General features: G+C 34.0%; 12 protein-coding genes. 8 read left to right on the top strand and 4 right to left on the bottom strand.

Annotation, left to right across the window (positions count from 1 at the left end; genetic code table 11):
• Window positions 1-6 precede the first annotated feature (6 nt).
• Window positions 7-759: a VanW family protein gene (locus H8718_RS10660; protein ID WP_249332880.1), complete on the top strand. Its 753-nt coding sequence runs from the start codon at window positions 7-9 to the stop codon at window positions 757-759.
• A gap of 196 nt (window positions 760-955) precedes the next feature.
• Here H8718_RS10660 and H8718_RS20585 read toward each other — a convergent pair whose 3' ends face one another.
• The gene (locus H8718_RS20585; RefSeq protein ID WP_330597655.1) at window positions 956-1,117 is read right to left on the bottom strand and encodes a substrate-binding domain-containing protein; all 162 of its coding nucleotides are present in this window, start codon (window positions 1,115-1,117) and stop codon (window positions 956-958) included.
• Window positions 1,118-1,444: 327 nt separating this feature from the next.
• On the opposite strand from H8718_RS20585, the gene H8718_RS10650 reads away from it, so the two are divergent.
• The 4 genes from H8718_RS10650 (at window position 1,445) to H8718_RS10635 (ending at window position 6,904) form a co-directional block, all read left to right on the top strand.
• Entirely contained in the window at window positions 1,445-2,923 is a 1,479-nt protein-coding gene (locus H8718_RS10650; RefSeq protein WP_249332878.1) for a CehA/McbA family metallohydrolase, read from the top strand.
• Between the two features lie 12 nt (window positions 2,924-2,935).
• Entirely contained in the window at window positions 2,936-4,534 is a 1,599-nt protein-coding gene (locus H8718_RS10645; protein WP_249332877.1) for a glycoside hydrolase domain-containing protein, read from the top strand.
• A gap of 59 nt (window positions 4,535-4,593) precedes the next feature.
• Entirely contained in the window at window positions 4,594-4,734 is a 141-nt protein-coding gene (locus H8718_RS10640) for a hypothetical protein (protein WP_177668545.1), read from the top strand.
• A gap of 250 nt (window positions 4,735-4,984) precedes the next feature.
• Window positions 4,985-6,904, top strand: a complete 1,920-nt coding sequence (locus H8718_RS10635) for a DUF4838 domain-containing protein (protein WP_249332876.1) — start codon at window positions 4,985-4,987, stop codon at window positions 6,902-6,904.
• 46 nt (window positions 6,905-6,950) lie between these two features.
• Here H8718_RS10635 and H8718_RS10630 read toward each other — a convergent pair whose 3' ends face one another.
• The 3 genes from H8718_RS10630 to H8718_RS10620 are packed head-to-tail and all read right to left on the bottom strand — an operon-like array spanning window position 6,951 to window position 8,793.
• A complete protein-coding gene (locus tag H8718_RS10630) occupies window positions 6,951-7,487 on the bottom strand; it encodes a hypothetical protein (RefSeq protein WP_249332875.1) in 537 nt (178 codons plus the stop codon).
• Between the two features lies 1 nt (window position 7,488).
• Entirely contained in the window at window positions 7,489-8,382 is an 894-nt protein-coding gene (locus tag H8718_RS10625) for a DUF5685 family protein (RefSeq protein ID WP_249332874.1), read from the bottom strand.
• Window positions 8,383-8,394: 12 nt separating this feature from the next.
• Complete coding sequence (locus H8718_RS10620) at window positions 8,395-8,793, bottom strand: tetratricopeptide repeat protein (protein ID WP_249332873.1); 399 nt, start codon at window positions 8,791-8,793, stop codon at window positions 8,395-8,397.
• Between the two features lie 143 nt (window positions 8,794-8,936).
• Here H8718_RS10620 and H8718_RS10615 point away from each other — a divergent pair, with 143 nt between their 5' ends.
• The 3 genes from H8718_RS10615 to H8718_RS10605 are packed head-to-tail and all read left to right on the top strand — an operon-like array spanning window position 8,937 to window position 12,125.
• Complete coding sequence (locus tag H8718_RS10615; RefSeq protein WP_249332872.1) at window positions 8,937-9,824, top strand: hypothetical protein; 888 nt, start codon at window positions 8,937-8,939, stop codon at window positions 9,822-9,824.
• 15 nt (window positions 9,825-9,839) lie between these two features.
• Window positions 9,840-11,615: an LTA synthase family protein gene (locus tag H8718_RS20830; protein ID WP_249332871.1), complete on the top strand. Its 1,776-nt coding sequence runs from the start codon at window positions 9,840-9,842 to the stop codon at window positions 11,613-11,615.
• A 48-nt stretch (window positions 11,616-11,663) separates the two neighbouring features.
• Window positions 11,664-12,125: a hypothetical protein gene (locus tag H8718_RS10605; protein WP_249332870.1), complete on the top strand. Its 462-nt coding sequence runs from the start codon at window positions 11,664-11,666 to the stop codon at window positions 12,123-12,125.
• The last annotated feature ends 66 nt before the right edge of the window (window positions 12,126-12,191 follow it).

Here is a 12,191-nt window from a genome sequence, read left to right as displayed (position 1 = left end):
AACTGTATGAATTTACTAGGTGGAAAAAGTTTAGCTAGAACAAAGTCTAACCAAGTACTGCCTATATTGGTTTATAGTCATAGTGCATTAATAAGAAGAAAATTAGGTAATGTAGACAGTAGATTACAAGAAAATAAAGCAGTTAATCTAGCTTTAGCGGCACCAAAAGTTGACAAAATACTGATTAAACCAGGAGAAACTTTTTCTTTTTGGAGTCTTGTAGGCAGATGCTCTGCAAGTCAAGGTTATAAAGAAGGATTAACGATTAGTAAAGGAGAGCCTTCTAGTGGAATTGGAGGAGGTATGTGCCAATTTACTAATTTAATTCATTGGATGATTTTACATAGTCCCCTTACTATTACTGAACATCATCATCATGGCAATTTAGATTTATTTCCAGATTACGGTAGGCAGATTCCCTTTGGGACAGGGACATCTATTCATTATAATTACCTAGACTATAGATTTATAAATACTACAGACAATACATTTCAGCTTATGATTGAAGTTAGAGAAGAGAAGCTTAAAGGACAGCTCAGATCTTTAAAGCCTTTGAGTAGCACTTATCATATAGAAGAGCGAGATGCTTACTTTAAAGAAGAAGCAGATGGTATTTATAGATATAATAAGATTTATAGAAGACAGTTTGATAAAACAACAGGAAACTTATTAAAAGAAGAACTTATAATAGAAAATCGTGCAAAGGTTATGTACGATAAAAGTTATGTAGAGAATAGAAAAGAGTATATAGGCCTCTAGAGACCTATATACTCTTTTTGTCTTATTTAGCATCTGGATCTTTAATACCTGCTTTTGAAGAAATATGACCTTTTGTATTACCTGTTTTTGGATTACTGCAACTGCATCCATTATCTTTACATTTTTTGCTCATTTTGTAACCTCCTAAAAAGTTTGTATACCTTCTTAGTATTTTCTGCATTTCTAAAAATATGCTTTATAATTTTTTTACTGAGCCACCTGAGATAAGGGTGCAGTTTATAATTTTTCTACCTAGTTTAAAATCAGGTGTACTAATTTTATGTAGCATCGTTGTAACGCATGCTTCTGCCATAGTATTTACATCTACAGAAATAGTTGTAAGAGGTGGCGAACAAATATTAGAGTAAGTGGAGCTAATTAATACAGTCAGAAGATTATGTAGTCATACAGGGGAGGATTTATTCAAATAATGGAGAGCCTGTAACAAATAATGAAGAAACCAATAAGGGCATAATAACATTAAACTCAAAAGCATGTATAGGGGCTTTAAGGGTTTATACAAATTTAGTTAATAAAATGAATGTAGCTTTTAAGAAAAAAGAGAGAAGTATTAGGACAAAAATAAATTAATTTAGCTAGACAAAGGCTATCTTATTCTATAGGATAAGGATGAGATAGTCTTTGTTTTGTAGTAAATTAAAAATATTCTAGAGGTGAGAATGGAATGAAAATAGGGTTGAAGCATTATTATGGTGACTTACATACACACACAGGCTTTTCAGATGGAAAGGGGACACCAAAAGAAGCTTTTGAGTGGGCTAAGGCAAGTAAAATGGGTGATTTCTTAGCGGTTTCGGATCATGAAGGATCTATAACGATGCAAAAGTGGATGGAAACTTTAAAGGCGGCAGATGAAGCAACAGATGAAACTTTTGTAGGGATTGCCTCTTATGAATCAGGTTATAGTGAGGAGTTTAGAGATGAAGATGGTGTGGCAGTAGTAAATGGAGGAGAACTTAATCTATTTGGGACAGATGCCCTTTTAGTAGAAGCAGGATATCCAACAGATTTTAAAGATTTTTATGAAAAGCTTAGGAAGCATAAAGGGGCTATTGCTTTTTATAATCACCCACAAGAAGCAAGTTGGCCTACAGATAAGATATGGAACGCGTATGACGAATTTGGAGTCTATGAAGATGGCATAGACGATTATATCGTGGGTATGGAAACTTCTAATGAAACAAGTGCCTATAATCATATTCATGAACTTGTTTATACGATAGCGCTAGATAAAGGGTGGAAGTTCGCACCTTATGCAACTACAGATACTCATAGTGGTAATTGGTTAAGTGGTTTTGAAAATAGAACAGTTGTATTAGCTGAGTCACTTACTAGAGCGCATATTATAGAAGCTTTTAGAAAACGTCATGTTTACGCAGTACAAGATAAGAATTTCCAGGTGGAGTTTGCAGTTAATGGACGAATTATGGGAAGTATTTTAAGTCCAAAGGACCATACGTATCATATAGAAGTAGAAGTTTTACATAAAGAACCGCACGAGGGAGGGGCCTTTAAGCGTTTAGAGATTATTTCAGATTATGGTCAGGTGGTAGCATCTTGTGAAAGAAAAGATTTCCATATGAAATGGAACGTTACATTAGAGAGTGAAACGGCAAGATATTTCTTCTTGAGGGTAGTTAATGAAGAGGGGAAAAAAGCTTGGAGTGCACCAGTCTGGACAGGAAGAAAGCCTGATGAAAAAGTGGAAGCAGTAAAGGGAAGACGTATACGACCTGAAGCCATGAAGGTCATTTATGCATCTTCTGAAAAAGACTCCTGTAAAGCCTGTGAAATTCTAAATCCAGACACAAAGACTTATTGGGAATCAGAAGAAACAAGTGGAGAAATTATTATTGACCTAGGAGAAGAAAAGGAACTTATAGGGATTGGTTATAGGAAAAATTATATTGCTTATGAAGATAAAGAAGCGCTAGCTAAGCTTATGGATGGTTATTGCTATGAAGTAAGTAAAGAAGAGCAAGAAGGATATGAAGAAGTAGCAAGCGGACGTGTTAGAAACTATGGAAGTGAACATTATAGGAGTTTTCAGCCTATTAAGGCACGTTATGTTAAGATTAAAGCTTTAAATGCAGTAGAAGAAGGTCATGTAGCAGTGGGTAACATTTATATTTATGAAATGTAAAGGGGAATAAAAATGGCGAATTTATTTGAGGTAGGATTATTTGATGAATTAGAAGCAATTTATCCAGATACAAAAGGAGAGAGTGGGGATAAGGTTTATAGAGTAAGCGGAGCATCTGGCACTTATGCAGGTGTTCATATGGTGATCTCAGGACTACAAGCAGGCCAGATGGTAAGCTTTGAAGTAAGAGGGCCTCATCAAGGCTATAAGCTTTTTGAGCTTATTCCTGTACCAGTAGAAGATAATACAGGACTTGTAACACGTACAGAAAGATTTGATGGTAAGTATAATCCTTATGTTATTCGAAGGGCACCTTTTATGATATATGAAGTCTTACAGCCTATTAGGAATTTGGCTGTAAGTAAAGGACAGAGTGTAGCTGTGGCCTTTAGAGAGGCTATACAAGTAGAAGAAGATGTAGAAAATAAGTGGGAAATCTATGTGACAGTAGAAGGTATCACTCAAAAGCTTACTTTTATTGTAGAAGCTAAGAAAGTTAAAGTTATGCCAAGTAATAAGACAACACATAAGTATGTGAACTGGATTAATATGAGGAATATAGGTGCTTTTCATAAAGTAGTAATGTGGTCTAAAGAGTGGGAAGACTTAGCACTTTCTTATTTTAAATTAGCAAGATATGCTAGACAGAATATAGTTTGGCTACCAGCAGATCTTTATTTTGAGTTAAATGAAAGTCAGCATCCAGTTCTGAATGAAGAAAAACTAAGTACACTTATAAGACTTGCAGATGAAGCAGAGCTTTACTGGCTAAATGGAGCTAATTTATGTGGTCGTAAAGATGGAGATTGGTGTGCAACTGAGGCAGAGACTATACTCTCAAAACGTATTATGCCAGGTGAAGGAGAAGAAGACTTTAGAAATATGACCACTCAGCTTTATAAATATATTAAAGAAAAAGGCTTAGAGAATAGATGGATTCAAAGTTTCTTTGATGAGCCACTTGATGAAAGTGCAAACGTTTATCATAGAGGTGCAACCATTATTAATGAGACGATGCCGGGTATTCAAGTTTTAGATGCTAATAAGGCAACTGAAAGTTTAGTAGGAGCTATGGATATATGGTGCCCTACATTAGACTGTTATGAAAAAGAGTTTGAATTTTATAGAGATCGTGTAGAAAAGGGAGAGGAAGTATGGGTATATACTTGCCTTGAGCCAACAGGTCCATACCTTAATAGACTGTTAGATATGGAAAGAATAAGGCCAGTACTTATTGAATGGGCCAATAGCCTTTATCCTGTTAAAGGATTCTTACACTGGGGTGGTAATTGGTTCGCTGTAAATCCTTATAAGCAGTCTTGCGTATGCATGGGGCAAGAAGACTATACGAACTTTAAACTTAATTATAGTGCACAGCTTCCAGCAGGTGACTGTGGTGTGATGTACCCAGGTGATTTGATGCCTTTATCTACAACAAGATTAGAGGCACATCGTATAGGCTTTGAGGACTTATACCTTATTGAACAATTAAAAAATAAAAATGAAGCATTAGCTAAAGAAATTGTAAACACTTTAGTTAGAAGTTATAAAGATTATGAGACAGATATCAGTCTTTATAGAAAAACGAAGAAGCGCTTATTAGAAGCATAAATCTTTAGCCTAATGCACACCCTAAAAAAGTAATCCTAATAAATGAGGTGACAGACAACATGGGTGAAGCAACTAAGTTTGATATTCCACAACAAGGCTCACAAAAAAGCAGAAAAAGAAGTGGGCTTGAAAAGGATCCAGGAACAAAAGCAACAGATTTCAAAAAACATTGGAATAAAAACAGTGCAAACAATCATTAAGAACTAAAAAAAGGTAGGTATACTGTATAGAATAAATTCTGTGCGGTATACCTACCTTTTATTATACATTAGAAAAAATTTTTATTTTTAATAGATAAAGAGATAAAAATGTAGAGAAAAATAATGAAAGTATAGGAAGAAGAATTAATTATAAAAATAAATTAAATAAATTAAAAATGGCTAGAAATTATACTTATTTTTTTATATAATTGAATCAATTGTATAGAAGGTATAAGGAGGATGTTAAACAATGCATATGATTTATAGAATAGGTAATGGGGAAACCATAAAATATAGTGCTAGAGAATTAGCAAAATACTTAACTCTAGTGACTGGTAAGGATTGCTTTCAAATTGTAGAAAAATCAAGTTATGATAAAGCTTTACAAGGAATATGGCTAGGTAGTGATGATCAAATAGGTGTAAACTTTGAGGTAAAAGATAAAGCTTTAGATGATGGTATTGCTATAGCAATCGTAAAAGGTAATGGATTTATTACAGGGACAAATGAAAGAAGTATTCTAATAGGTGTTTATCGTTTCTTAACGGAGTTAGGATGTAGGTGGTTAAGACCTTGTAAAGATGGGGAAGTACTGATACATAAAGCATTAGAAGATATGAATGTTGAACTTAAAGAAATAGCATCTCTTAGACATAGAGGTGTTGTAATTGAGGGGTCTAATACATATGATAATGTAAAAGATATGATCGAATGGCTACCCAAATTAGGTTACAATAGTTATTTTATTCAATTTATGCATGCCTACTCTTTCTTTAAACAATGGTATATACATGCAGAGAATCCACTTAAACAAAAAGAATTTTTTGATGATGAAATGGCAGAAGAATTTACAGAAGGATTAGTAAAGGAAATTAAGAAAAGAGGTCTTATTTATCATGCAGTAGGTCATGGATGGACATGTGAAGCCATTGGTGTACCAGGACGTGGTTGGGATGCAGAGAAGATAGCTTTAACAGATGAACAAAGAGAGTGCCTAGCTCTTATTAATGGAAAAAGAGAGTTTTATGGGAATGTTCCACTTAACACCAATCTTTGTTATTCATCACCTAAAGTACAAGAAGCATTTACAGATGGCATTGTAAACTATGCTAAAACACATAAAGAAGCAGATATGATTCATGTATGGGTAGCGGATGCTTTTAACAATCATTGTGAATGTGAAAGATGTAAGACGCTTACACCAACTGATTGGTATGTACAGATTCTTAACTTATTAGATGAGAAATTAACTGCAGAAGGATTAGACAATAAGATAGCTTTCTTACTTTATTTTGAACTTTTATGGACACCGATCAAGGAAAAATTACATCATCCAGAGCGCTTTGTAATGATGTTTGCACCAATTTCTAGAACTTTCACTAAGTCCTTTGAAGATGTAGAAGAAGTACAAGAAGAACTTAAACCTTTTGCTTTAAATAAGATCACATTACCACATACAATTACTAACTATTTAAAAATTCTTAAGGAGTGGCAAGCATGTTTTGATGGAGATAGCTTTGACTTTGACTATCATCTAGGACGTTCTCACTATGGAGATGCAGGTTACTATGAGATTTCAAGAATCATTAGTAAAGATGTTAAAAATTTGCGTAACCTTGGGCTTAATGGCTTATTAAGCTGTCAACAACAACGTACTTTCTTCCCTACAGCTCTGCCAAACTATGTAATGGGTAGAACACTTTGGAATGTAGAAGCAGAATTCGAAGAGATAGCGAGAGATTACTTTAAATATGCTTTTGGTGAAGGATGGGAGCTTGTAAAAGAGTATCTCATGCAAGTATCAGATATCTTCGATATGGATTACTGGCAACTTGAATCAGGTGGTTTAAATCAAGCATACTCAGAAGAGGTTATTAAAGTTTGTGAAGTAGTTGATAAGTTTGAAAGTGTAGCATTAGCACATCAAAATCATGAACATATAACAGAGAATTTATCTTGGAGGTATATCCTTTATCATTTAGAGTACACCAAGTTATTTGCAAAAGCTTTATCAGCTAAGGCAAAAGGAGAAACAGAAAAAGCTAATGCATACTGGAGTGAGTTTGCACATTATATTAATAGACATGAAGATGAAATGCAAAGAGGATTTGATGGCTTTAGAATACTTAGTATAGGACGCTGGGCGAGTCATTTTACAAGAAATAATTAAAGAAAAAAATGGCTACTGCACTAACTGCTTAGTGCAATAGCCATTTTTAGTACTTGGAAAAGTAACTGTAATAAGTGTCAATGAGAAGACTTAAAGCATAATCATAAAGGATGAAAACAATTTGTCCTAATAGAATCAAAATAAGAAGGTCACCATAAGGTACATTAGGAATAAATTTTTCAGCAAGTATTCCGAGCCCATCAAAAGCGTGAGGACTAATAAGCGTTTTTATAAATTTAAAACCAATAAAAAATACACTATTGAAGAAGGCTAATTTTAGTATCCATTCAAATGATAGGTGATTGAGCTTTTCAATAAAGTACTTGAGTAGACCGTATATGCCAAAAAATAAAATATAAAGTACACTAATATTAAGTGGCATAAGAATGAGGCAAAGTATGCTAGAAGTTATATAAACCAGTAAAGAAGTTTTGACATTGCCACGGATAAGTGCAATGGGTACCATAACTGAAGCAATTGTAAGTAACGTAAGTGTATTAGTTGGAAGGAGAAAAGTAAAATATAAAGCGACAAGGGTTAAGGCAGAGAGCAGAGCGCCTGTAACAAGTTGTTTAGTTGTCATTTTACTTTCCTCCTTTACAATGCTTACAAGGAGATATAACTTTATTATAGCGGTCCATCATACCGAGATTAATAATATTTTGTAAGATAGCTTTATGACGTTTAAGAGGCAGTTCATTAAGTAATGTGCGACAGTTATACCCGCAATTTAAGATAGTAAAGCTAATTGGATCTTTAACTTTTTTAATGAGCGTTTCATAAGTAAGATGTTCTGTATTATAAAGCTGGCAAATAGGGTTAAATTTATTTTTAGCCATATCCTTTTCAAGATCATCTAGAGCATCTAACATATAAATCCATTTGCCAAGGGCGTAGCCAAAGTCAAAAAGTTTTTCCCGTAACTTAGGACTATCATTTTCCAAGATATAAGGATATTCTTTAAGTATATTCCCTACAATTAAGCTAAAAGGATGACAGATTTCATCAATAGATTCAAAGTCTCCAGTTTGTTCAAGTTGATAGAGCTGCTTTAGATGGATTTCTATCATATGATTTATTTTACGAACCTCTGGTTTGAATTTTGCTTTATAAGGAGCGAGTAATTTTGCCAGTGACTCGCTTTTAAGGCTACGGTCATCTTGCATATCATCTAGAAGTTTGTAGTAAACAAGAGCCACATTCATAGAAGCGGTATAGTCAAGGGCCTCATTGCGTACTATCAAGGGCTTTTTAGTTCCAGGGTGTACAAGACAGCTTCTTTTTTGAATATAGGCTTTGTCGGGACTTAGACCATCTAGTAACATCCCCATTGCTACTAGATCATAATTAAGTACCATACGAGGAAGCTGACCAAAATTCCCTTTAATATGATGGCAAAGTCCACAGTAGTAGCTTTTAAAAGCGTTAAGCTGGTGTACCTTGAGTTCTTCTTTAAGGGGTGTAACATAACCAAACATGTAGAGCCTCCTTTAAATACAGCTAATCAGATCCCCGCCCATACATTCACAGCAAGTATCCAAACAAATAAGATCACAGCAGCTAAAATTGCAGCAATCATCACAGCAACAGCAGCAACAGCCATTGCTTTTTCTATAATGTCGCCCATTGTAATAATCATCACTGTAGCGACCTCCTCTTGCCATAAGTTTGGCTAAGTGGTTTTGATAAACTGTATTACTTGGATTAAGTGCAATAGCCTTTTCAAGATGGGATTTTGCAGAATCAAACCAAGCTTTGTGCAGGAGAATTTTACTATATAAAAAATGCCACTTATCGTCTTTGACTGAACTATGTGTAAGGAGCTTTTCTGCTTTTTTAAACTCCTTAGAGCGGATTAAATCATAAACTTCTTCGTAAGTGGAAGACAAAAAAATCACCTCATTATTCATACATCTTTTTTATTTTATTCTATTATAACAATTAAATTACATAAATACTATATAAAAAAGTGTAGCACAGTGCACAAAAAGGGTATAAAATAAATGCAAATAAAGAAGATAGGATGAAAAGAATGGATACAATCATTTGGCTTATAAGTAATCATCAAATTTATGTAGGAGATTTTTATAAAGGAGAGCTTAAAGCGATACCTTTCGAAAAGTCAGACACATGGGAGGTTTATGGAGCAGACGATATAGAAAAGTTGGTAGACTATATGAATTATCCACTTCATTATAATCAATTTAAAAAGAGTAAACTGGTTATTCTCTTTGATGAAGTAAAAGTATATGAGCTGTTAAGAAAGATTGAAAGATGCTTTAAAAATTGTGAAGCTATTGTCATAAAACGTATAGAACCGTTCCTACTACAGACTCTTTTAAAAGAAGGAATAAGGGCTGAGCAAAGGATAGAGTTTGCAGGAAGAAATTATGAGCTGGTAGAAGAGGGAGAAGGGTCCTTACTAAGACCTTGTTTAGAAGAAGAGGAAGATGGTGAGACTGTAGAAAATCCTAGTCTTAATCCTATGGCTCTCTATGAATATATTCTTCAGCTTATAGAAGAAGGACAAATAAAGATGCAATCAGTAGAAGAAGCGTTTAAGTACGACCTTATTTTAAGCCCAACAACTCTTTATATAAAGGGTGGACAGAAGGAAAAGCGCTATCTACAAGTTGAAGATATAGTTATGAGGGACACTATAGTAGCAGATGGTACTGTCCTTAATAAAGGAGAAGAACTTTTTAAATATAAACATCATGTGCAGAAAATGTTTGGGCGTATTAAGACAGAAGAAATAGCTAAACAAGTAACGAAAGCAGGAAAGATACACTTTGTTAAAGCTTTTGATGAAAATCAGCTTATATGGGTATTGAAGGATGAAGTGATAGGGATTATTGGAGAAGCAGCAAGCACTCATGAAGAGGTCATGGAGTGGTATCAGAAAAATATGGTTCGGTAAGTAAAGGTGGTTAGAGTGAAAAAAGAATTTTATAAGATGGGAATATTACTACTCGTATTAAGCTACAGTATTTTATACTGTGGAGAAGCATTACTTAGACAGAATTTTCTAGGAATCTTTAGATGGATGATGGAGTATCCTTTTAGTTTTTTTATAAATTGGATGCTTCTATGGCTATTACTTTTAGGCGCATGCGTGCTTTGTAAAAAGCCTGGGAGAGGTGTGCTTATAGTAGGGTGTATCTATATGACTTTCTGTGTTATTTCCTTTTATAAGTTTATCATTAGTGGAGAGTATTTAACACCGGCTGATTTAATACTAGCGGGAGAGGCAGCAAGTATTAGTAAGGAAATGAATATACAGCTTGAGAGGCATGTAGTTATTGGCATCCTTTTAAGTTTAATAAGTATGCTAGCCGCATATAGATGTAAGCCTCTTTCACTCAGGCGTAAACATCGTATGGTAGGTGGAGTACTGTTTGGCACCTTATTTTTTACAACAGCTATCATTGGGGCTAAGGTATGCACTTCACATGAGGAAGTACAAAAAGAGGAAAAGAGCCTTACTATTAATAAACAGTATAATGACAATGGTTTTATGATAGGTTTTACTCAGGAGGTAGTGGATTTAATCATTGAAAAGCCAGAAGGGTATAGCGAAGATACAGTAAAGAATTTACTTATGCCTTATAAAGTGGACAACCCTAATAATCATTTTGCTAAGCCTAATATTATTATGATTATGAGCGAATCTCTATTTGATTTAACGAACCTTCCAGGTATTTCTTATTCAGAAAACCCTTTAGCTTATTTCCAAAATTATGGAGAGAATTATGTAAGTGGTAGTATTGCAACAGAAGTTTATGGTGGACGTACTTGCCAAACAGAGTATGAAGTCTTAACAGGGCACTCTGTCTATTTTACAGACCCTCAGAATATAGCCTATATGAAGCTTGTAAATGAGCATACACCAAGTATTCCTAAGCTTCTTCAGGAAGAGGGGTATAAAACTTTTGCAGTACACGGATATGAAAAGGCTTTTTTCTCAAGAGATGAGGCTTATAAAGATTTAGGTATTGAGACTTTTATTGCAAGTGAAGATCTTATAGACCCTACTCTTGCTAGAGACTATGTATCGGATGATGCATTAGTAGATAAGGTAATCGAGCTGTATGAGAACAATCAGAATGAACCTCTCTTTTGTCATGTTGTAACCATGCAGAATCATATGCCTTATACAGATATTTATACAGCAAATGGTATCCACGTTGAAGGAGATAATCTTACAGCAGAAGAGAAGAGCCGCCTTACTACTTATGCTAATGGAGTTAAGGATTCTGATAAAGCACTTCATAAGTTAATAGCCTATTTTGAGCAAGTAGAAGAACCCACTATTATTGTCATGTATGGTGACCACTTGCCAGCCTTGGACGAAAATTATGAACTTTATGAAAAGTTTGATTATATAGAAGGAAATTTTGATGAGGCGGACTGCTATAAGCTTTATCAGACACCTTTTATCATGTGGAATAATTATAACTTACCTGCTAAAAATATGGGTGTTATAGATGCGTCCTATCTTGGAAGCCAAATGCTTCATTATATAGGTTATGATAAAGACCCTTATATGAACTATTTAATCGAGGTCAATAAGCATTTAAAAGCTTACGGGCAGAACTTTCAAATAGATCAAGATGGAAAGCTTAAATCATTAGAAGCATTATCAAAGCTAGAGCAGAGTGTGTTAAATAACTTATGGATGATACAATATAATAGGTTGGCACTTGACTAAAATTATGCTAAGCTAAAAAAAACTAAAAGATAAAGGATGTTAAGACTAATGAGTAAACAACTTGATGCACTTAGAGTAGTAAATAATGAAGTGATTTTTGAAAAAGCTAATGGCGAAAAAATGGTTATGCCAAACCTTACAGCCTTGTTAAAACTTTATAATGAGACGAGTGATGAAGCTATTAAAGAACGTGCTAGAAAAATTTTTAACCATGAAATTGGTAGTTTATTAATTTGTGAAATTATGATTGATATGCAAAATAGTACGACACTTAATCGTCTTGAGACAGGAGAAATTAGCAAGACAATGAGACATGTTAGTACTTATAACATTATTTTAGAAAGTCATCTTGAAAAAGCTAAAGAACAGTTTGAAGCATTAAGAGCTCAAGGTGAAGTAGAAGGTACATTTGAAGAAGCTGTATTTGCAACTTTCCCATATGGAATAGTTATTGAACGTGTTAAATTCCCACAGTTTACAAATACAGAATATGTTAAAGAGATAATCTAATTAAATATGAAAGGAATGTTAATATTTGATAACATTCCATAAAACTATCTTATAAATTGTTAAAAG

It is taken from the genome of Zhenhengia yiwuensis (assembly GCF_014384995.1).
Classification (GTDB): Bacteria; Bacillota; Clostridia; order Lachnospirales; family Cellulosilyticaceae; genus Zhenhengia; species Zhenhengia yiwuensis.
The sequence above is the reverse complement of the archived record's forward strand: the minus strand, read 5'-3'. Positions and strand labels throughout refer to the sequence as shown.

Coding starts and splice junctions, on each gene's coding strand:
- H8718_RS10660 (WP_249332880.1), top strand. CDS start 7: ATGAATTTACTAGGTGGAAAAAGTTTAGCTAGAACAAAGTCTAACCAA.
- H8718_RS10650 (WP_249332878.1), top strand. CDS start 1,445: ATGAAAATAGGGTTGAAGCATTATTATGGTGACTTACATACACACACA.
- H8718_RS10645 (WP_249332877.1), top strand. CDS start 2,936: ATGGCGAATTTATTTGAGGTAGGATTATTTGATGAATTAGAAGCAATT.
- H8718_RS10640 (WP_177668545.1), top strand. CDS start 4,594: ATGGGTGAAGCAACTAAGTTTGATATTCCACAACAAGGCTCACAAAAA.
- H8718_RS10635 (WP_249332876.1), top strand. CDS start 4,985: ATGCATATGATTTATAGAATAGGTAATGGGGAAACCATAAAATATAGT.
- H8718_RS10630 (WP_249332875.1), bottom strand. CDS start 7,487: ATGACAACTAAACAACTTGTTACAGGCGCTCTGCTCTCTGCCTTAACC.
- H8718_RS10625 (WP_249332874.1), bottom strand. CDS start 8,382: ATGTTTGGTTATGTTACACCCCTTAAAGAAGAACTCAAGGTACACCAG.
- H8718_RS10615 (WP_249332872.1), top strand. CDS start 8,937: ATGGATACAATCATTTGGCTTATAAGTAATCATCAAATTTATGTAGGA.
- H8718_RS10605 (WP_249332870.1), top strand. CDS start 11,664: ATGAGTAAACAACTTGATGCACTTAGAGTAGTAAATAATGAAGTGATT.